The following is a 21,162-nucleotide window of genomic DNA, read 5'->3' on the forward strand; positions in this document are numbered from 1 at the left end:
TTCAAAAGAAAGGTTGGGGCGGGTACGATCGCGGCAGCAATCGCTAGCACCCGTATTAGGGCTGAGGGCGTAGCGCGCTTCGCGCGACCCACCCCCATCCTTCAATCGAGTCACGTGCCTCGATTGAACTTGAAAGGGAGGGGCTAAAGTCGTGACCGAACGCAAATGCATCCTCTCAGGCGATCGGGCCGATCCCGAGACGCTGATCCGCCTCGCCGTTGGACCAGAAGGTCAGGTCCTTCCCGACATTCGCGCGAAGGCGCCGGGCCGTGGCGCGTGGATCGGCGTTCCGCGCGCTGAGCTTGAGCAGGCGCTCGCCAAGGGTAAGCTGACGGGTGCACTCGCGCGGGCATTCAAAACGGGTGAGTTGCAGATCCCGGACAATTTGCCGGACCTGATCGAAGATGGCCTGCGCAAGGCTTTGCTGGACCGCTTGGGGCTGGAGGCGAAGGCATCCATGGTCCTCACCGGATCGGAAAAGATCGACGTCGCCTGCCGTCAGGCCAAGGTTCAACTGCTGCTCCACGCCAGTGATGCCGCAGCCGACGGCAATCGAAAGCTCGACCAGGCGCTGCGGGTCGGACAGGAAGCCGAAGGCACCGAATTGGCGGGCGTCGTCTTGCCTGTGGACCGACAGGCCCTATCTATGGCAATGGGGCGGGACAATGTCGTCCATATCGCAGTGACCGACTCGCGTGCCGCGTCGCGTCTGCGTACGGCCATCGGCCGCTTGGAAAGCTATCTGGGTTGCGCTAGCGAGGCGCCCGTGCATGGGGAGCATGACTCCGCCGGTGTGCTGGGCGCCTGACGAGCATGGAATGAAGGCGCCGACGGGCCTTGCCGGTCGGATGTAAGTGAAGGGTACAGTTCAGTCGTATGAGTGACAGCAAGGAAGACAAGCCGGTTCTGGGCCGCAAGCCGCTGGGCATCAAGCGGACCGTTGAATCCGGCCAGGTGCAGCAGCAGTTCAGCCATGGCCGCAAGAATACGGTCGTGGTTGAGGTGAAGCGGCGCCGCATTCTGGGCAAGCCGGGTGAAGCCGGTGCGCCTGCGGCTGCGCCTCAGGCTGATCCGGCTCCGGCACCCGCCGCAGCGGCACCCGCGCCGCAGCAGCCGCAGGCTCGCGCGCCTCAGCCTGCCGCGCCCGCGCGTCCCGCTCCGCCGCAGAGCCTGATGTCGCGTCAGGAATTGCAGGTAAAGCTGCTGCGCGAGGCTGAAGAAGCCCGCATGACCGCGCTGGAAGATGCGCGTCGCCGCGAAGACGCGCAGCGTAATGCCGCGAGCGAGGATGAAAAGCGCCGCGCCGAGGAAAATCGCCTGGCTGCGGAAGCTGCTGAGGCTGAAGCCGCGCGCCGTGTCGAAGAAGAAGCCAAGGTCGCCGAGCAGAAGCCCGAGCCCGAAGCTCCTGCGGCGCCTGTCGCCGAGGAAAGCCCCGAAGCGCGTCCCGCTGCCGCTCCGGCTGCTACCGCTTCTGCTGCGCCGCCGCCGCGCCGCTTCACGCCGGTTACCCCGATCAAGCGTCCCGAACCGGCCAAGCCGGATCGGACCAAGCGTGCGGGCGAGGACAATCGCCGCCAGTCGGGCAAGCTGACCGTAACGCGCGCGCTTGCGGACGACGACAGCGCTCGTGCCCGTTCGCTCGCCGCATTGAAGCGTGCCCGCGAAAAGGAACGTCGCGCTCACTATGCCGGTGGCGCGCAGCAACGTGAAAAGCAGGTTCGCGACGTCGTCGTGCCCGAAAGCATCACGGTGCAGGAACTCGCCAACCGCATGGCCGAAAAGGGTGCGGACCTGGTGAAGTCTCTGTTCAAGATGGGCACCGCCGTCACTCTGAATCAGCCGATCGATCAGGATACGGCGGAACTGCTGGTCGAGGAATTCGGCCACCGCATCCAGCGCGTTTCCGATGCCGACGTTGAAATCGGCATCGAGGGTGAAGTCGATGCGGCAGAGACGCTGAAGCCCCGCGCGCCAGTCGTGACCATCATGGGTCATGTCGATCATGGCAAGACATCGCTGCTTGACGCACTGCGCGGCACAGATGTGGTCGCGGGCGAAAGCGGCGGCATCACCCAGCATATCGGCGCCTATCAGGTGACGACCAAGGGTGGCGACGTCATCACTTTCCTCGACACGCCGGGCCATGAGGCTTTCTCGGAAATGCGTGCGCGTGGCGCGAACGTCACGGACATCGTCATCCTGGTGGTGGCGGCCGATGACGGGCTGATGCCGCAGACGATCGAGGCTATCAACCATACCAAGGCGTCGGGCGTCCCGATGATCGTCGCGATCAATAAGTGCGACAAGCCGGAAGCCAATCCGCAGAAGGTGCGCGAGCGTCTGCTGAGCGAAGAGATTGTCGTCGAGGATATGGGCGGCGATGTTCAGGACGTGGAGGTTTCGGCGCTCAAAAAGACCGGCCTTGACGAACTGATCGAGAAAATCCTGCTCCAGGCGGAAGTCATGGAACTGGGCGCCAACCCCGATCGCCCTGCCGAAGGCAATGTGATCGAGGCGCAGCTCGACAAGGGCCGTGGCGCGGTTGCCACCGTGCTGGTCCGCAAGGGCACGCTCAAGGTTGGCGACACCTTTGTCATCGGCGCGGAGAGCGGCAAGGTTCGCGCTCTGGTCAATGACAAGGGCCAGAATGTGAAGATCGCCGGTCCCTCGACCCCGGTTGAGGTTCTGGGCCTGTCGGGTGTTCCTCTGGCGGGCGATCAACTCACGGTCGTCGAGAATGAGGCTCGCGCTCGCGAAGTTGCCGCCTATCGTCAGGAACAGGCGACGAAGAAGCGCACCACCAGCGCCCCGACCAGCTTTGAACATATGTTCTCGGCGCTCAACACGACCGTCATCGAATATCCGGTGGTGGTGAAGGGCGACGTGCAGGGTTCCGTCGAAGCTATTGTCACGGCGCTCAACCGCATTTCGACCGACGAGATCAAGGTCCGCGTCCTGCATTCAGGCGTTGGCGCGATCACCGAAAGCGACGTCACGCTGGCCGCTGCCAGCCGTGCGCCGCTGATCGGCTTCAACGTCCGTCCCAATGCCAAGGCGCGTCAGCTGGCGGAGCGCGAGAAGATTTCGCTGCGCTATTATGACGTGATCTACGACTTGCTTGAGGAAGTTCGCGGCGAAATGGCGGGCCAGCTGGCTCCAGAGCGCATCGAAACCATCGTCGGCCGGGCCGAGGTGCTTCAGGTGTTCCCGGCGGGCAAGAAGGACAAGGCGGCTGGTCTGCTCGTCCTCGACGGCATCATCCGCAAGGGGCTCAATGCGCGCCTTACCCGCGATGATGTCATCGTGTCGCGTACTCACATCGCTTCGCTGCGCCGCTTCAAGGACGATGTGTCCGAAGTGCGTGCGGGCATGGAGTGCGGTGCTGTCCTTCAGGACACCAACGACATCAAGGCTGGCGATACGCTGGAACTGTTCGAGGTCGAGGAACGCGCCCGGACGTTGTGATGATCTAGCTTTCCCCTTCCCGCAAGCGGGAGGGGGGCAGGGGGTGGGCTCGCCCTCTCCTGAACTGTAATGGCCGATGGGGAGAGCCCACCCCCGGCCCCTCCCGCCTGCGGGAGGGGAGGATATAATGCCCGCTCCTAATGAAGGCCCCTCCGTCCGCCTGCTGCGTGTGGGCGAACAGGTGCGCCATGTGCTGTCAGACATTCTGCAGCGCGACGACGTGCATGACGATGTTCTCGCCAAGCATGTCGTCAGCGTGACCGAGGTTCGCATGTCGCCAGACCTGCGGCATGCCACCGTGTTCGTGAAGTCGCTATTGGGTCAGGATGAGGAGGCGGTGCTGAAGGCGCTGCGTACCAATACGGCCTATCTCCAGCGCGAGGTGGCTCACCGGATTCGCCTCAAATATGCGGCCAAGCTCAAATTCCTGGCGGATGAGAGTTTTGACGAGGGTAGCCATATCGACAAGCTGCTGCGTGATCCCAAGGTCGCGCAGGATCTTGAACAGCCCGATGATGAGGGCTGACGCGCTGCGTTGATCCGATGCACGGCTGGATCATCCTCGATAAACCGCACGGGCTTGGCTCGACGCAGGCGGTCAGCGCGGTCAAGCGCGCCCTTCGCCAAAGTGGTGCTGGCAAGTGGAAGGTCGGCCATGGCGGCACGCTTGATCCGCTCGCTACCGGCGTGCTGCCGATCGCGGTGGGGGAAGCGACGAAGCTCGCCGGGCGGATGCTCGACAGCGATAAGATTTACGACTTCACGATAGCATTTGGCGCACAAACGGACACGCTGGACCTCGAAGGAAAGGTGATTGCGGAGAGCGACGTGCTGCCTACGTTCGTGGAAGTGGAGGCGGTACTGCCCCGCTTTACAGGCCCGATCGAGCAGGCGCCGCCAGCCTATTCAGCGATCCTGATCGACGGGCAACGAGCATATGATCTTGCGCGCGCTGGGCAGGATGTTGAGATGAAGACGCGCGCCGTCACTATCCACGCGCTCACCATATCCTCTCTCCCGCGAGGGGGAGAGGATAGCGAAGTTTGCTCGCAAAGCGGCCTAGCCGGAGTTGGAGAGGGGCAGGGTGCGCCGAGCCCCTCTCCAACTCCGGCTAGGCAGCGAGCTGCCAAGCCTGCGTATCTTCTCCCCCTCTCGGGAGAGAGGATCGATGAAGTCACCCTTCGCGCCCATGTCTCCAAGGGTACTTATATACGCTCCCTCGCTCGTGACATCGCCCTCGCCCTCGGCACGGTCGGCCATGTGACCATGCTTCGCCGCGTGAAGGCAGGGCCATTCACCCTCGAATCCGCTATTTCGCTGGACAAATTGGACGATGCTGCTAAGGGCGGCGGCTTCGGCGGTCTTATGCTGCCGTTGACCGCAGGGCTGGACGACATCCCGGCTCTCGCAGTCTCTCCCGACGATGCATTGGCTCTCCGACAGGGGAAGGTGCTTGTGGGGAAACCGCATACCGGTCTCATGCTGGCGATGGAGGGCGACACGCCCGTCGCGCTGGTGGAGGCCAGTGGCCCGGAAATCCGGGTGGTGCGCGGCTTCAATCTCTAGATGTTACGAAAGGAAGCCGATGTCGATTACTGCTGAGCGCAAGGAAGCGCTGATCAAGGAACATGCCCGCGCCGAAGGCGACACCGGTTCGCCGGAAGTACAGGTCGCGATCCTTTCGGAGCGCATTTCGAACCTGACCGAGCATTTCAAGGGTCACCACAAGGATAACCACAGCCGTCGCGGCCTGCTGATGCTGGTCAACAAGCGCCGTTCGCTGCTGGACTATCTGAAGAAAAAAGATGGGTCGCGTTATACTGACCTGATCGGCAAGCTGGGCCTGCGCAAGTAAGCCTGCTACAAAGGGACGGCCCCATTCGGGGCCGTTTCCGATTCTGGAATGGGGCGCAATTCGGCGCCCTGTTTCATTCAAGGGGCCAGACGATGCTCCGAAACCGCTGCGGGCCGGTTTAGCCCGCATCACAGGCCCCGCCCGGCAATAGGGCCAGGCGGGCGAAGGAAAATATTATGTTCGATGTAAAGAAGGTATCAATCGAGCTGGGCGGCAAGACCCTCACGCTCGAAACCGGCCGTATTGCGCGTCAGGCTGACGCCGCCGTGCTGGCGACCTATGGCGAAACCGTGGTGCTGTGCGCCGTGACCGCCGCCAAGTCGGTGAAGGAAGGACAGGATTTCTTCCCGCTGACCGTCCATTATCAGGAAAAATATTCCGCAGCTGGCCGTATCCCCGGTGGCTTCTTCAAGCGTGAGCGTGGCGCGACCGAAAAGGAAACGCTGACCAGCCGCCTGATCGACCGTCCGATCCGCCCGCTCTTCCCCGAAGGCTTCTACAACGAAATCAACGTCATCGCTCAGGTGCTGTCGTTTGATGGCGAGAGCGAGCCCGATATCGTTGCGATGATCGCCGCTTCGGCCGCGCTGACCCTGTCGGGCGTGCCCTTCATGGGTCCGATCGGCGCTGCTCGCGTCGGTTACAAGGATGGAGAATATCAGCTGAACCCGTCGATGGACGTGGTGAAGGAAGGCGAACTCGACCTGGTCCTGGCCGCCACTGGCAACGCCGTGATGATGGTCGAATCCGAAGCCAAGGAGCTTTCGGAAGACGTGATGCTCGGCGCCGTGCTGTTCGCCCATGAAGCGAGCAAGAAGGTTGTCGACGCGATCATCCAGCTGGCTGAAAAGGCTGCGAAGGACCCGTGGGAAGTCGCCAAGGGCGAGGACCTGGACGACCTGAAGAAGAAGCTCAAGAAGCTGATCGGCAAGGACATCACGGCTGCCTACAAGCTGACCGACAAGTCGGCACGCTCGAACGCGATCAACGATGCCCGCGCCAAGGCGAAGGCATTCTTCACCGAAGAAGGTCTCGATGCCCAGACCGTCATGGCTGGCATCAAGCTGACCAAGAAGCTGGAGTCCGAAATCGTCCGTGGCGCCATCATCAAGGATGGCAAGCGCATCGACGGCCGCACCACCACGCAGATCCGCCCGATCGAAGCGATGGTCGGCTTCCTGCCGCGCACCCATGGTTCGGCGCTGTTCACCCGCGGTGAAACGCAGGCGATCTGCACCACCACGCTCGGCACCAAGGACGCTGAGCAGATGATCGACGGCCTGAACGGCGTCTATTATGAAAACTTCATGCTGCACTATAACTTCCCGCCCTATTCGGTCGGTGAAGTCGGCCGCTTCGGCGCGCCGGGCCGTCGTGAAGTGGGTCATGGCAAGCTCGCATGGCGTGCGCTGCACCCCGTGCTGCCCAGCAAGGATGAGTTCCCCTACACGATCCGCGTTCTGTCGGACATCACCGAGTCCAACGGCTCGTCGTCGATGGCGACGGTCTGCGGCGGTTCACTCTCGATGATGGACGCGGGCGTTCCGCTCAAGCGTCCAGTGTCGGGCATCGCGATGGGCCTGATCCTCGACGGCAAGGATTTCGCTGTTCTCAGCGACATTCTGGGCGACGAAGATCACCTCGGTGACATGGACTTCAAGGTGGCGGGCACGGAAGCGGGCATCACCACCATGCAGATGGACATCAAGGTTGCCGGCATCACGCAGGAAATCTTCGAAGTCGCTCTGCGTCAGGCGAAGGAAGGCCGCGCCCACATTCTGGGTGAGATGAACAAGGCCCTGTCCTCGACCCGCACCGAGCTGTCGGCTCACGCCCCGCGTATCGAGACGATCCAGATCGACAAGTCGAAGATTCGTGACGTCATCGGCACCGGCGGCAAGGTCATTCGCGAGATCGTCGCGGAAACCGGCGCCAAGGTCGACATCGACGACGAGGGCATCATCAAGATCAGCTCGTCCGACATCGACCAGATCGAAGCCGCCAAGAAGTGGATCCTCGGCATTGTCGAGGAAGCGGAAGTCGGCAAGATCTACAACGGCAAGGTCGTCAACATCGTTGACTTCGGTGCGTTCGTGAACTTCATGGGTGGCAAGGACGGTCTCGTCCACGTCTCCGAAATGAAGAATGAGCGCGTCGAAAAGCCAACCGACGTCGTGTCGGAAGGCCAGGAAGTGAAGGTCAAGGTCCTGGAGATCGATCCGCGCGGCAAGGTTCGCCTGTCGATGCGCGTCGTCGATCAGGAAACCGGCGAAGAGCTGGAGGACACCCGTCCTGCCCGCGAACCGCGCGAACCCCGTGGTGATCGCGGCGACCGTGGCGATCGTGGCCGTGGCCCGCGCCGTGATGGCGGCGACCGTGGTGGCCGTGGTGGTGATCGCGGTGGCGATCGCGGTCCGCGCCGTGACCGTGGCCCCCGCAGCGAAGGCCGTGGCGGCGATGACGACGGCTCCAACGCTGGTCTGCCGGACTTCCTGACTCAGGACTGATCGGTTCCAACCCATCAGGTTAAGCAAAATGAGAAGGGCGCCCCCGCCGGGCGCCCTTTTTCGTTAGAGCCCAAACTCCTTGACTTCGATCAATTGGAGATGGCCAAACTTCTGTTACTGTGCGGCGCGATTTCAGGGAGATAAGATGCAGCGTTCCAATGAAAGGTTCGTCGAGCGCCTGCCTCTCGTGCTTCGGCGGCCAGTATATGCCTATGCCGTATCGGCCCTGTTTTGCGGCATCGCCCTTGCCCTCAGGCTGTCCGCGCAGGACTTCCTGCCGATCGGCTATCCTTTCGTATCTTTCTTTCCCGCTGTCATCCTTTCGACCTTTTTGTTCGGGCTGCGTCCCGGGATATTTGCGGGCATAGTTTGCGGAATATTGTCCTGGTATTTCTTCATCCCGGCGGGCGCTGGCGGCATCCTTAGTGGTGGCGTCATCCTCGCGCTTATTTTCTATGCGGCCGTGATCGCCATCGACATCGCGCTCATTCACCTGATGCAGCGGGCCAATTTCAACCTTGCCGTGGAACGGGAACGCAGCCGTACGTTGGCGGAAAACCGGGAACTTCTGTTCCACGAATTGCAGCATCGCGTTTCCAACAATTTGCAGGTCGTGGCCGCGATGCTGTCATTACAGCGGCGCCATGTAGACGATGAGCTGGCGAGCAGGGCGTTGGACGATGCCGCCAGCCGCCTCGCGCTGATCGGTCGGATCAGCCGTGCATTATATGATCCGGCAGAGGATGGGCAGGACCTGCATGCCTTTCTGACGCGGCTGACGGCGGATGTGCTGGAGGCGAGCGGGCGGGATGACATTCGCGTTACCGTCAGCGCTCCACCGGGCCTGACGCTGGAATCCCATGTCGCCGTGCCGCTCGCGCTGATCGTGGCGGAGGCGGTGAGCAATGCCATTGAACATGGCTTGCCCCATCGTGGCGGGACGATCGAGGTGTCTCTGGAGGATTCGAGCGGGACGCTGTCGCTGAAGATCGCTGACGATGGCGACGGCCTGTCTCCCGATTTCGAGATCGAGAAGGGCAATTCCATCGGCCTGCGCATTGCAAGTGCGTTGGCGAGCCAGCTCAGCGGACAGTTCGGCCTGCACGCGCGGCCGGAAGGCGGCGCGATCGTCCGGTTGGACCTGCCCGCGCAGGCGCGTTGAGAGCCTGAAGCGTCCGCACGCTATTCTGCCGCTTGGCGAGTGCCATTCGCTCCGCTATGACCCGGCCATGCTGACGAAAACCATGACGCGCATTGGCGCTGCTACCGCCCCGGTTCTGCTTGCCGCCTTGCTCGCCGGCTGCGCCACGTCGAAGAACAAGGCCGACACGCAATATGTCGCCCGCGACGTGTCCACGCTTTACAATGCGGGCAAATATCGGCTCGATCGCGGGCAATATAAGATGGCCGCCGCCCTGTTTGACGAGGTGGAACGCCAGCATCCCTATTCCCCCTGGGCGCGCCGGGCGCAGCTCATGTCCGCGTTCAGCTATTATATGAACAAGGACTATAGTGAATCGATCGCGGCGTCGCAGCGCTTTCTGGCGATTCATACGGGCAACAAGGACGCGCCCTACGCCTATTATCTGATCGCGCTCTGCTATTATGAGCAGATCGCCGACGTTACCCGCGACCAGAAGATCACGCAGCAGTCGCTGGATTCGCTGGGCGAATTGATCCGCCGCTATCCCGACACCCGTTATGCCGCCGATGCGCGGTTGAAGCTGGACCTGGTCAACGATCACCTGGCGGGCAAGGAAATGGAAGTCGGCCGTTTCTACCAGCGTCGAGGGCAGTGGTTGGCAGCGACGCTACGCTTCCGCGTGGTCATCGACAAATATCAGACGACCACCCACACGCCCGAGGCGCTGGAGCGTCTGGTCGAAAGCTATCTCTCGCTCGGCATTCCGGAGGAAGCGCAGAAGGCTGCAGCTGTTCTGGGCAAGAACTATCCTGGCTCCAAATGGTATGAGCGTAGCTACAAGCTCATGCGGGAACATGGCGCGAAGGCGTAATTGCCGATTTACCGTCACCCCAGCGGAAGCTGGGGTCTCAGGCCATTGGGCACGACCCGGCGGCACGAGATCCCAGCTTCCGCTGGGATGACGTCTGGAGAGCGGCCGCATTGCTGACCAATCTTTCCATCCGCAACGTCGTCCTGATCGAGGCGCTGGACCTGGAGTTCGGCACGGGCCTTGGCGTGCTGACGGGGGAGACCGGGGCGGGCAAGTCTATCCTTCTCGATTCGCTTGGGCTGGCGCTGGGTGCGAGGGCCGACAGCGGTCTCGTCCGCAACGGAGAGGCGCAGGCCAGCGTTACCGCGACCTTCGATATTCCCCGCGCCGATCACAGGGCAGCCGAACTTCTCGGCAGCAATGGCATCGAACTGGATGCGGGCGAACCGCTCATCATTCGCCGCACGCTGAAGGCTGACGGGGGAAGCCGGGCCTTCATCAATGATCAGGCCTGTTCGGCCGCATTGCTGCGTGACCTGGGCGGCACGCTGGTTGAGATACATGGGCAGCATGACGATCGCGGGCTGCTCAATCCGCGTGGGCATCGTCAGTTGCTGGACGTCTATGGCCGTTGCGACAGCGCGTCGGTGGCATTTGCCCATTCTGCCTGGCGTGCGGCGGCCGACCGGCTAGCGGAAAGCCGCGCGGCGGTCGAGGTGGCGGCGCGGGATCGCGACTATCTGACGCATGCTGTTGAAGAGTTGGCGCGTTTTGGCCCCGAACCCGGCGAGGAAGCGGCGCTGGCTGAAGAGCGCGCGACCATGCAAAAGGGCGCGCGGTTGTCCGATGACCTGTCGACGGTGACGGATTGCCTCACCGGCTCGGACGGTGGGTTGGCGCAGTTGCGGCAGGCGGCGCGGCGGCTCGACCGCATGGTGGGTGAATATGAGCCACTTGCCGAAGTGCTCGCCGCCCTCGACCGGGCGGTGATTGAGGCGGGCGAGGCGGAGGACCGGCTGGCCAAGGCAGCAGATGCGCTCAGCTTTGATCCGGCGCGGTTGGACGCGATCGAAACGCGGCTGTTCGACCTGCGCGGACTGGCGCGCAAGCATCAGGTCGCCGCAGATGACCTTGCTGCCTTACGCGATGAGATGGCGGCAAAGCTGGCCGCCATCGAGGGCGGAGAGGAGCATATCGCCGTGCTGGAAGCCGACGTTGCGGCCAGCGCCGCCGCCTATCGCGAGGCGGCGCAGGCGCTGTCCGCTCAGCGCAAGGATGCTGCTGCGCGGCTCGATGCCGCCGTGGCGGCGGAACTCGCGCCGCTGAAGCTCGACGCTGCCCGCTTCCGCACCACCGTCGCCGCGCTCGATGAAGGGCAGTGGAGCGCGCAGGGCATGGATCGGGTGGAGTTTGAAATTTCCACCAATCCCGGCGCGCCCTTTGCGCCTTTGGTGAAGATCGCATCGGGCGGCGAATTGTCGCGCTTCATCCTGGCGCTCAAGGTCGCGCTGGCGGAGCGGGGCGGGGCGGATACGTTGATCTTCGACGAGATTGACCGGGGCGTCGGTGGGGCGGTGGCATCGGCCATTGGCGACCGTCTGGCGCGGCTGGCGCAGAGCAACCAGATACTTGTCGTCACGCACAGCCCTCAGGTGGCCGCGCGCGGCGCTGGACATATGCTGATCGCCAAGGCCAGTGACGGCACCGTGACCCGCACCGGCGTCCATGCGCTGAGCGATGGTGAGCGGCGCGAGGAAATTGCCCGAATGCTCTCCGGCGCAGAGATCACCGCCGAGGCGCGGGCGCAGGCGGAGCGGCTGCTCGAAGTCTGAACTGCTGCGGGCAAATGATCGCTTCTCGACAAGCCCGCCCTGAACGGGGATGGAGCAGATATGAGTGACTCGATCGACCCGACCCAGATGACTGAAGCTGAAGCTGCCAATCGCCTGATGCGGCTGGCCCGGGAAATTGCGCGGCATAATCGGCTCTACCATGATCAGGATCAGCCCGAGATCACGGACGCTGCTTATGATGCGCTGATCCGCGAGAATGGAGCGCTGGAGGCTGCCTTTCCGCAGCTTGTCCGCATTGATTCGCCCAATGCGCAGGTCGGCGCCGCGCCGACTTCGGGGTTGAAGAAGGTCCCGCATGCGGTTCGCATGATGAGCCTCGACAACGGATTTTCGGACGAGGACATCGCCGAATTTCTGGCGCGTGTCCGGCGTTTTCTGGCGCTGCCGGACGGTGAGCCTATCGCGCTGACGGCTGAACCGAAGATCGACGGTCTGTCCTGCTCGCTCCGCTATGAAAGGGGAGAGCTACGGCTCGCCGCGACGCGTGGTGACGGCACGACCGGTGAGGATGTGACCGCCAATGTGCGCACCATCGGCGACATTCCCGACCGGCTGACCGGCGAGGACATACCCGACCTATTCGAGGTCCGGGGTGAGGTCTATATGGCGAAGGCGGATTTCGTGGCGCTCAATCAGCGCCTGCTGGCAGATGCTGACGACCCGGAAAAGGCGCGGCAATTCGCCAACCCCCGCAACGCTGCCGCGGGATCGCTGCGGCAGAAGGACGCCACTGTCACCGCCAGCCGCCTGCTGCGCTTCCTGGCCCATGGTTGGGGCGAGGCGAGTAGCCTTCCGGCAGAGACTCAGCTTGGCGTCATGCAGGCAATCGCCCGCTGGGGCCTGCCGGTGTCGGACATGCTGACCTGCGTGGACTCGCTTGACGGATTGATCGCGCATTATCGCGGGATAGAGGCGGCGCGCGCCGACCTTCCGTTCGACATTGATGGCGTGGTCTACAAGGTGGACCGGCTCGATTGGCAACAGCGGCTGGGCTTTGTTGCCAAGGCGCCGCGCTGGGCGATCGCGCATAAATTCCCGGCGGAGCGGGCGCAAACCACGCTTGAGGCGATTGACATTCAGGTCGGCCGCACGGGCAAGCTGACGCCGGTCGGGCGGCTGACCCCCGTAACGGTGGGCGGCGTGGTCGTGTCCAACGTGACGCTGCATAATGCCGACGAGATCGAGCGTCTGGGCGTGCGGCCGGGCGACCGGATCGTGGTGCAGCGTGCTGGCGACGTCATCCCGCAGGTGGTGGATAATCTGACACGCGACGAAGCGCGCCCCGCTTTCCTCTTCCCCGATCATTGCCCCGTATGCGGATCGGAAGCCGTGCGCGAAGAGGGCGAGGTCGATATCCGCTGCACCGGCGGCCTGATCTGCGGCGCGCAAAGGTTCGAGCGGCTGCGCCATTTCGTCAGCCGTGGTGCGCTCGACATTGAAGGGCTGGGCGAGAAAACCATTCAGGAATTTCTCGATCTTGGCTGGATCACGGAACCGGCCGACATCTTCCGCCTCAAACAGCATCGCGCCGCGCTGCTCGGGCGCGAGGGATGGAAGGAGAAGTCCGTCGATAACCTGTTCGCCGCGATCGAGGCGAAGCGCGTTCCGGACGCTGCGCGCCTGCTCTTCGGCCTTGGCATCCGGCACATCGGTGCGGTCACGGCGCGCGATTTGTTGAAACGCTACACGAGCCTGCCCGGCGTCAGAGCGCTGGCCGAGGAGATTATCGCCTTACGCGATGCCACCATCTGCGCCGAGGGTGAGGAGGAAGCACGCTTCCGCAATCGGCTGGACAAGGCGATCGCGGAGATGATCGGCGTCGAAAATGTGGGTTCGGCGGTTGGCCATGCGCTCGCCGACTTCTTCCACGAACCGCATAATCGGGAGGCGTGGGATGACCTGCTGTCCGAAGTTTCGCCGCCCGACTATGTGGTTGAAACCACCGCCAGCGCGGTGACGGGCAAGATCGTGGTCTTCACCGGCAAGCTCGAAACCATGAGCCGGGATGAGGCCAAAGCGCAGGCCGAGCGCCTCGGCGCCAAGGCCGCAGGGTCGGTTAGCGCAAAGACGGACCTGGTAGTTGCTGGCCCCGGCGCGGGATCGAAGCTGAAACAGGCAGCCTCGCTTGGGATCGAGGTAATCGATGAAGCGGCTTGGGCTGAAATAGTGAAGGCAGCGGGGTAGGGGCAGCACTAGCCACCTCCTGAGATCCCAGCGGACGCTGGGATCTCAGGAGGGTACGGCAAAGGTCGAACGAGACCCCAGCTTTCGCTGGGGTGACGGAAAAGAAGGCCTCGATGCTTAGCTGCCCACCCCTTCCACCTTATCCTGCGTCTTCGTATCGAAATCACTGGCGTCGTGCCGTTCCCGAAGCTGTTCCTCCAGCGGACCACTGGCACGATTCACGATCCGGCCGCGTTTCACGGCAGGGCGCGCATCGACCTGCTTCGCCCAGCGCTGGACATTGGCATAGCTCTGCACGTCCAGAAATTCGCCTGCCCCCACATAGGTCCGGTCAAGTGCCACCCCGCCATACCAGGGCCAGATCGCGATATCCGCGATCGTAAACTCATCGCCAGCGACATATTCATTCTCGCTAAGCTGGCGGTCCAGCACGTCAAACTGCCGCTTGACCTCCATCGCATAGCGGTTGATGGCATATTCGATCTTTTCAGGTGCATAGGCGAAGAAATGGCCAAAGCCGCCGCCCAACAGGGGTGCGCTGCCCATCTGCCAGAACAGCCATGACAGGGTCGCGGTACGCTTCGCCGGGTCCGAGGGCAGGAACGCCCCGAACTTCTCGGCCAGATAGACCAGAATGGCGCCGGATTCGAACACCCGCTGGGGTGGGGACACGCTGTGGTCCATCAGGGCAGGGATTTTGCTGTTCGGATTGACCGAGACAAAGCCGCTGCCGAACTGGTCGCCCTCGCTGATGTTGATGAGCCAGGCGTCATATTCGGCGCCCGGATGGCCCGCCGCCAGCAGCTCCTCCAGCATGATCGTGACCTTTTGCCCATTGGGCGTGCCCAGCGAGTAGAGTTGCAGCGGGTGCTTTCCGACCGGCAATTCCTTGTCATGGGTCGCGCCCGCGATCGGCCGGTTTATGTTGGCGAAGGCACCGCCATTGTCCTTGTCCCATGTCCAGACGCGGGGCGGAGTATAGCTTTCAATCATTTGGCAAAGTGCTCCCTTGGCGATGTCGCCCCGCAGGTAGGAAGCATCATCCTGTGCCGCAACTGTTACGGGGGAGCTCAAGGGAAACGGTTTTGCCGCGCGCATTCGACCCGCCAATGGTCGCAACAATCCCGCGCATTGGCGCTGCATAGGTGACAAATGGCCTCCCAACGCGCACAAAGCGCACGCTTTCCGCCTGTGACGGAATGCATAAAAAATCTGCATCCATCTCTTGACCGGCAATTTCATCGCTCCATATTCCGCGGCGCTGGCACTCTTCAAAAGAGAGTGCTAACAGCATCTGGTTCATACGGGAGAAGGAACGGCGTTCAGCAGATTCGCGGATAGGGAAATCCCCGCGATTGGACGTCCGACCCAACCCAATAGAGGGAAAGGCAACTCAACATGGCATTTCGTCCGTTGCATGACCGCGTTCTCGTTCGCCGCGTAGAAGCGGAAGAGAAGACTGCCGGTGGCATCATCATCCCCGACACCGCCAAGGAAAAGCCGCAGGAAGGCGAAGTCGTTTCCGTCGGCACCGGCTCCAAGGCCGAAGATGGCAAGGTGACCCCGCTGGACGTCAAGGCTGGCGACCGCATCCTGTTCGGCAAGTGGTCGGGCACCGAAGTCAAGGTCGACGGTGAAGACCTGCTGATCATGAAGGAATCGGACATTCTGGGCGTCGTCGCCTAACCGATCATTGATGTCATCCCGGCGAAAGCTGGGATTTCAGGCCTTTAAACGCGGCACCTAGCCGCACCAGATCCCAGCTTCTGCTGGGATGACGGACAGAGGAACAAAATCATGGCTGCAAAAGACGTAAAGTTTTCGCGTGACGCTCGTGAGCGCATCCTGCGCGGCGTCGACATCCTGGCCGACGCGGTCAAGGTGACCCTTGGCCCCAAGGGCCGCAACGTCGTCATCGACAAGAGCTTCGGCGCTCCCCGCATCACCAAGGACGGCGTCAGCGTCGCCAAGGAAATCGAACTGAAGGACAAGTTCGAAAATATGGGCGCGCAGATGGTCCGCGAAGTCGCTTCGAAGACCAACGACATCGCCGGTGACGGCACCACCACCGCGACCGTTCTGGCCCAGGCCATCGTTCGCGAAGGCATGAAGTCGGTTGCCGCTGGCATGAACCCGATGGACCTGAAGCGCGGCATCGACCTCGCTGTCACCAAGGTCGTCGAGGACCTCAAGGGCCGTTCCAAGCCGGTTGCCGGCACGAAGGAAATCGCCCAGGTCGGCATCATTTCGGCTAATGGCGACACCGTCGTTGGCGAAAAGATCGCCGAAGCGATGGAGCGCGTCGGCAAGGAAGGCGTGATCACCGTCGAGGAAGCCAAGGGTCTCGAATTCGAGCTGGACGTCGTAGAAGGCATGCAGTTCGATCGCGGCTACCTGTCGCCTTACTTCGTCACGAATCCGGAAAAGATGGCAGTCGAACTGGCTGATCCCTACATCCTGATCCACGAAAAGAAGCTGTCCAACCTTCAGTCGATCCTGCCGATCCTCGAAGCTGTTGTTCAGTCGGGCCGTCCCCTGCTGATCATCGCCGAAGACATTGAAGGCGAAGCGCTGGCGACCCTGGTCGTCAACAAGCTGCGCGGTGGCCTGAAGGTCGCTGCGGTCAAGGCGCCTGGCTTCGGCGACCGCCGCAAGGCCATGCTGGAAGACATCGCCGTCCTGACCAAGGGCGAAGTGATTTCCGAAGATCTCGGCATCAAGCTCGAGAACGTCACGCTCGGCATGCTCGGCACCGCCAAGCGCGTCACCATCGACAAGGACAACACGACCATCGTCGATGGCGCCGGTGATGGCGAAGCGATCAAGGGCCGTACCGAGCAGATCCGTGCGCAGATCGAGACGACGACGTCCGACTATGACCGTGAAAAGCTGCAGGAACGTCTGGCCAAGCTGGCTGGCGGCGTTGCAGTTATCAAGGTCGGCGGTGCTTCGGAAGTCGAAGTCAAGGAGCGCAAGGACCGCGTCGACGACGCGCTGCACGCAACCCGCGCAGCCGTTGAAGAAGGCATCGTCCCCGGTGGCGGCACGGCTCTGCTGTACGCAACCAAGGCTCTCGAAGGCCTCAAGGGTGTGAACGACGACCAGACCCGTGGTATCGACATCATCCGTAAGGCTATCGAAGCGCCGCTGCGCCAGATCGCCCAGAATGCGGGCGTCGATGGTGCGGTTGTCGCTGGCAACCTGCTGCGCGAAAATGACGAGACCCAGGGCTTCAACGCCGCGACCGACACCTATGAGAACCTTGTCGCCGCTGGCGTCATCGATCCCACCAAGGTCGTTCGCGCTGCCCTGCAGGACGCGGCTTCGGTCGCCGGTCTGCTGATCACCACCGAAGCGTGCATCGCCGAAACGCCCGCCGACGACAAGGCGCCGATGGGCATGCCCGGCGGCGGCATGGGTGGCATGGGCGGCATGGACTTCTAAGTCCTTCGCTCACGCGAAAACGAGAAGGGCCGGTGGAGCGATCCACCGGCCTTTTTCTTTGGGTCTGCCGGAGCGAGGAAATTTCAGGCGTCGGGCCGTGGCTGATGCCATCGAGAATTGGCATTTCCCGCAAGAGGCATGGCGCAATTTCGCGACATGTTAGGGCATCATGCTTCAAATCGGCATAGCCTCCTATTGCCGTTCGCCCTGAGCCTATCGAAGGGTTCTATTTTTTTTCAGGAAGAAGAGGGCTTCGACAAGCTCAGCCCGAACGGGGCAGGGTATTCGGATAAAAGCTATGCTGCTCCAGCTTGCGCAGGAGGGCTGGCGGGATTGCCCTTCCGAGCATTCTGTAGGGAAGTCTGAAGGTTAAGCGACCCGACAAAAGGACGGAAAATGAAGGGAGCAGCCCCACATCCGACAGCCGCTCGAAACCTCCATTTCGGGCATCTTACCGGGTCTGAATTTACCAAATAGAAATCATGTTTGGCCAAAGATGACGGAGACGTGTCACGCCTCTTCCATCATTGGAGCGCAAAATTGCGCGCGCATCTCGCGCCCGATACTCAGCAGAGCGCTGAGGTGCAGGACAGCCTTGTCCAATCGCTCTACGCCTCGCCCAAATCGCTGATGATCGGCGCACTGGCTGGCGGAGCGCTCAGTTTCGTCGTCGCCTACCATGCTGGCCGCGCCGAAATCACCACGATCGCAGCGTTGATTTTCCTGGTTGCGGTGAGCCGGTCGATCTCCGCAGTCTATTTTCTGCGGCAGTTGGCAGACCATCAAGGACCCACGCAGCAAATATGGGGCCTTGCCTATGAACTGGGTGCGTGGGGCTATGCGGCGCTGCTTGGTCTGCTCGCTTTTGCCACTCTGGTCCTCACCGGCGACGCATCTTTGCACATATTGAGCGTGACGTTGGTCGCGGCCTATTCAGGCGGCATCGCGGGCCGCAATGCGGGCCGAATTCATATCGCCATCGGCCAGACATGTTTCGCGCTGCTGCCAACCTCCCTTGGTCTCTGCATCGCGGGCGGGCTCGGCTATTGGGTTCTGGCGACCATGCTGTTCCTGATGATCTTCGCCATGGCTGAGATCACGCGCACCACCCACAGAATCGTCGTGGAGGCATTGCAGGGCAATTATGAAAAGTCGCAGCTGGCGACGAAGTTCGAGCGGCTGGCGCGGTTCGACAGCCTGACCGGCGTCGAAAACCGGATGGCGATGCAGATGCGCTTGCGGGAACTGTTCGATAAGCGTCAGTCCGATCAGGATCCGATGGCCGTGTTCTGGATGGACCTGGACCGGTTCAAGGAGATCAACGATTCGCTCGGCCATATCATTGGCGATCAGCTGCTTTGCACGGTAGCTGCCCGGCTTTCCCATGCGCTTGATAGCCGTGGCCATGTCGCGCGCTTTGGCGGAGACGAATTTATCGTGATTTGCCCCGGCGCGGATCGCTCCATTGCCGAGCAGATCGCGCACGATGTGATGACAGAGTTCAGCCACGACTTCGACGTTAGCGGCTATCATCTGACGGTCACTGCATCGATGGGCATTGCGGTTGCGCCCGATGACGGGCGCGATAGCGAAGAACTGCTCCAGCACGCCGACATGGCTCTGTATGAGGCGAAACGCACAGGGCGGAACCGCCATGCGCAGTTCGACTGGACGATGAAGGAGCGCCAGAACCGGACCTATGAGCTGGAAATGGCGCTGCGCAGCGCCATGGCGAATGGTGAGCTGCTACTGCATTATCAGCCGATCTTTGACACCGTCACCGGCAAGATCGCCATCTGCGAAGCGTTGATGCGGTGGGATCATCCGACCATGGGCCGGATTTCGCCGGCCGAATTCATACCGGTCGCCGAAAGCAGCTCCCTCATCGAACCGATCACTGCATGGGCGCTGGAGCAGGCGTGCCGTGACGCCATGCTGTGGGACGATCATGTCCGCGTCGCCGTCAACATCTCGCCCGCGCTGATCAAGAGCGACGGGCTTCCGCGCGCTGTCATATCGGCGCTGATGGGATCGGGCCTGAAGGCCAAGCGGCTGGAACTGGAAGTGACGGAATCCATCTTCCTGGAGGATAGTGGCCGGACCAGCCTCATCCTGTCGGAGCTTCAGCGTATCGGGTTGCGGCTGGCCCTTGATGATTTTGGAACGGGCTATTCGTCGCTCGGCTATCTGCGCGACTATTCCTTCGACACGCTGAAGGTCGATCAGAGCTTCATGCGCAGCGTGGGTGAAGAGGGACGGGATCGCGCGATCGCTCAGTCGGTTGCCTATCTGGCCCATTCGCTGGACGTCGAAACGGTGGCGGAAGGTATCGAGACCGAAGAGCAGTTGCGTTATGCGCGTGAGATGGGCTTCACCAATGTGCAGGGCTTCGTCCTCAGCCGCCCCATGCCAGCCGAGGACCTGCTCAAGATGATGAGTGACATGCGGCGTGAGAAAAGCAACGTCGTCACGCTCATGCAGAGCCGTCGCCGCGCCTGACGGCTATTTGGTCAGGCGCGTCTGGGCCGAAGCGAGCCGACGCATCATGCGCAGGTCCTTGGGATCGAGCTTGAGCGCGGTTGCCGCCCAATTTTCCACAATGTCCTTAAGCTCGGCATAATCGAGGGGATCGACGCGGCGGCCCGCTTCGAACACGCCGACATGGCCCGCATGGTGCGGACGGTTGCCGGTGATATAGTCACGCACGGCCTGTTCGCCCTCTCCATCCTCGGCAAGGATGGTGACCACGCCCATGTCGTACATCTCTTCAGCGGTATAGACCTTGCCCGACAGGATCATGCGCTCCGCCATGCGACGGCCGAGCTTGCGCGCCAGAATGGAATAGGCGCCCATGCCGGGGAAGAGGCCGAAGAGCATTTCGGGCAAGCCGAAACGAGCGCTCCGCTCGGCCACGACGACGTCGAAGCAGAGAAGCGCCTCGAAGCCGCCGCCAAGTGCATCGCCCTGCGCCAACGCGATAGAGATTAGCGGCATGTCCGCATTGCGCCAGGCGCGATGGACAACGTCGATGCAGGCATGGCCATATTTGACGAGTCCGGGCAGGTCGCCCCGCTCGATGCAGCCAGCAAACAGCTCAAGGTCGCCGCCAAGGTTGAAAACGCCCGGAAAACGTGAGCCAAGCACCATATATTTGAGCGGCAGAGCGCCTTCATCAAACAGCCGCTTGGCCTCTGTCTGCCAGAGCCGGATGTCGCGCAGCATCGGCAAATTGTAGTTTGGCCGATTCGCGGGGGTCATGAACGCCCATAATGTGTCGGTTGATTCTTCAAAGCTGACGTCGACCTGACCCAGGTCGAACAGCATCGAATGGCCGTTTTCGCGTGCCTGAGGCGCAGCTTCCGTAGCGGCAAATGGCTGAATGCTTTCGACATGCAGATGCACGGGCGAAGCGTCCTCCACCTCATCACGTGCCGGATTAAAGCGTCCGGAATCAATCATCTGTGCCCCCGCATTTAGATACACGCCGAGGAAAACAATATTGTCAGACCTATGCAACCACCGCGAACCCGAAGAGTGCTTCATTAACCCTTTTTATCGCCGACTGTTGCCTCTAAGTAGCAGAAATGACGCGATCATTATGGTTAACGTTGTATTAATGCAACAAATGCCGTTAACCAATTTGCAGATGAAGATCGTCTCAGGGCTTTGTTAACCTTTATTAATTATGAAATGGTGCATGGACAGACATCGCACCGATCCACAGATTGTGACGCTCCTGCTTCATGATGAAGAGGGGACGAGCTGGACTCTTAACCTGGCGGCTGATTGCCTGTGCTTCATCGGCAATTACCGCCGTGTGGAGGGTTTCGACATCGATGCGATCGTGGCGTTCGACGGCCTGCGCAAGGCTGGTTGATCCCGCATAATTTTCAAAAAGC

The 21,162-nt window shown here is 61.9% G+C and carries 17 protein-coding genes; 14 read left to right on the plus strand and 3 right to left on the minus strand.

Annotated features, from left to right (window positions below; all coding sequences use genetic code 11):
* The first annotated feature begins 151 nt into the window (after positions 1 to 151).
* The 10 genes from ACZ5ZH_RS03060 (at position 152) to ligA (ending at position 13,819) form a co-directional block, all read left to right on the plus strand.
* The gene (locus tag ACZ5ZH_RS03060; RefSeq protein ID WP_460987811.1) at positions 152 to 808 is read left to right on the plus strand and encodes a DUF448 domain-containing protein; all 657 of its coding nucleotides are present in this window, start codon (positions 152 to 154) and stop codon (positions 806 to 808) included.
* Between the two features lie 68 nt (positions 809 to 876).
* Complete coding sequence (gene infB / locus ACZ5ZH_RS03065; RefSeq protein ID WP_464772144.1) at positions 877 to 3,465, plus strand: translation initiation factor IF-2; 2,589 nt, start codon at positions 877 to 879, stop codon at positions 3,463 to 3,465.
* Positions 3,466 to 3,592: 127 nt separating this feature from the next.
* Positions 3,593 to 3,991 carry a 30S ribosome-binding factor RbfA gene (rbfA, locus tag ACZ5ZH_RS03070; protein ID WP_449471844.1) on the plus strand — a complete coding sequence of 133 codons (399 nt, stop codon included), beginning with the start codon at positions 3,593 to 3,595 and terminating at the stop codon, positions 3,989 to 3,991.
* A gap of 17 nt (positions 3,992 to 4,008) precedes the next feature.
* Complete coding sequence (gene truB, locus ACZ5ZH_RS03075) at positions 4,009 to 5,031, plus strand: tRNA pseudouridine(55) synthase TruB (protein WP_464772145.1); 1,023 nt, start codon at positions 4,009 to 4,011, stop codon at positions 5,029 to 5,031.
* A 19-nt stretch (positions 5,032 to 5,050) separates the two neighbouring features.
* Entirely contained in the window at positions 5,051 to 5,320 is a 270-nt protein-coding gene (gene rpsO, locus ACZ5ZH_RS03080) for a 30S ribosomal protein S15 (RefSeq protein ID WP_167302834.1), read from the plus strand.
* A 176-nt stretch (positions 5,321 to 5,496) separates the two neighbouring features.
* Entirely contained in the window at positions 5,497 to 7,827 is a 2,331-nt protein-coding gene (gene pnp / locus ACZ5ZH_RS03085) for a polyribonucleotide nucleotidyltransferase (RefSeq protein WP_464772146.1), read from the plus strand.
* 145 nt (positions 7,828 to 7,972) lie between these two features.
* A complete protein-coding gene (locus ACZ5ZH_RS03090; protein ID WP_464772147.1) occupies positions 7,973 to 8,989 on the plus strand; it encodes a sensor histidine kinase in 1,017 nt (338 codons plus the stop codon).
* Positions 8,990 to 9,056: 67 nt separating this feature from the next.
* Positions 9,057 to 9,842, plus strand: coding sequence for an outer membrane protein assembly factor BamD (locus ACZ5ZH_RS03095; RefSeq protein WP_196226413.1), 786 nt, complete (start codon positions 9,057 to 9,059; stop codon positions 9,840 to 9,842).
* Positions 9,843 to 9,952: 110 nt separating this feature from the next.
* A complete protein-coding gene (gene recN / locus ACZ5ZH_RS03100) occupies positions 9,953 to 11,614 on the plus strand; it encodes a DNA repair protein RecN (RefSeq protein WP_464772148.1) in 1,662 nt (553 codons plus the stop codon).
* 60 nt (positions 11,615 to 11,674) lie between these two features.
* A complete protein-coding gene (ligA, locus tag ACZ5ZH_RS03105) occupies positions 11,675 to 13,819 on the plus strand; it encodes an NAD-dependent DNA ligase LigA (protein ID WP_464772149.1) in 2,145 nt (714 codons plus the stop codon).
* A 117-nt stretch (positions 13,820 to 13,936) separates the two neighbouring features.
* Here ligA and yghU read toward each other — a convergent pair whose 3' ends face one another.
* Together yghU and ACZ5ZH_RS03115 are read right to left on the minus strand one after the other, a co-directional pair.
* The gene (gene yghU / locus ACZ5ZH_RS03110; protein ID WP_464772150.1) at positions 13,937 to 14,812 is read right to left on the minus strand and encodes a glutathione-dependent disulfide-bond oxidoreductase; all 876 of its coding nucleotides are present in this window, start codon (positions 14,810 to 14,812) and stop codon (positions 13,937 to 13,939) included.
* 46 nt (positions 14,813 to 14,858) lie between these two features.
* A complete protein-coding gene (locus ACZ5ZH_RS03115) occupies positions 14,859 to 15,122 on the minus strand; it encodes a hypothetical protein (protein ID WP_460987820.1) in 264 nt (87 codons plus the stop codon).
* A gap of 95 nt (positions 15,123 to 15,217) precedes the next feature.
* On the opposite strand from ACZ5ZH_RS03115, the gene groES reads away from it, so the two are divergent.
* The 3 genes from groES (at position 15,218) to ACZ5ZH_RS03130 (ending at position 19,762) form a co-directional block, all read left to right on the plus strand.
* Positions 15,218 to 15,505 carry a co-chaperone GroES gene (gene groES, locus ACZ5ZH_RS03120; protein ID WP_167302842.1) on the plus strand — a complete coding sequence of 96 codons (288 nt, stop codon included), beginning with the start codon at positions 15,218 to 15,220 and terminating at the stop codon, positions 15,503 to 15,505.
* 111 nt (positions 15,506 to 15,616) lie between these two features.
* Positions 15,617 to 17,263 carry a chaperonin GroEL gene (groL, locus tag ACZ5ZH_RS03125; RefSeq protein ID WP_460987821.1) on the plus strand — a complete coding sequence of 549 codons (1,647 nt, stop codon included), beginning with the start codon at positions 15,617 to 15,619 and terminating at the stop codon, positions 17,261 to 17,263.
* Positions 17,264 to 17,770: 507 nt separating this feature from the next.
* Positions 17,771 to 19,762, plus strand: a complete 1,992-nt coding sequence (locus ACZ5ZH_RS03130) for a putative bifunctional diguanylate cyclase/phosphodiesterase (RefSeq protein WP_460987822.1) — start codon at positions 17,771 to 17,773, stop codon at positions 19,760 to 19,762.
* 3 nt (positions 19,763 to 19,765) lie between these two features.
* Here ACZ5ZH_RS03130 and ACZ5ZH_RS03135 read toward each other — a convergent pair whose 3' ends face one another.
* The gene (locus tag ACZ5ZH_RS03135; protein ID WP_460987823.1) at positions 19,766 to 20,722 is read right to left on the minus strand and encodes a crotonase/enoyl-CoA hydratase family protein; all 957 of its coding nucleotides are present in this window, start codon (positions 20,720 to 20,722) and stop codon (positions 19,766 to 19,768) included.
* Between the two features lie 238 nt (positions 20,723 to 20,960).
* Here ACZ5ZH_RS03135 and ACZ5ZH_RS03140 point away from each other — a divergent pair, with 238 nt between their 5' ends.
* Complete coding sequence (locus ACZ5ZH_RS03140) at positions 20,961 to 21,140, plus strand: hypothetical protein (RefSeq protein WP_449471859.1); 180 nt, start codon at positions 20,961 to 20,963, stop codon at positions 21,138 to 21,140.
* Positions 21,141 to 21,162: the final 22 nt, after the last annotated feature.

The sequence above is a fragment of the Sphingobium sp. TomMM7A genome, from assembly GCF_055397305.1.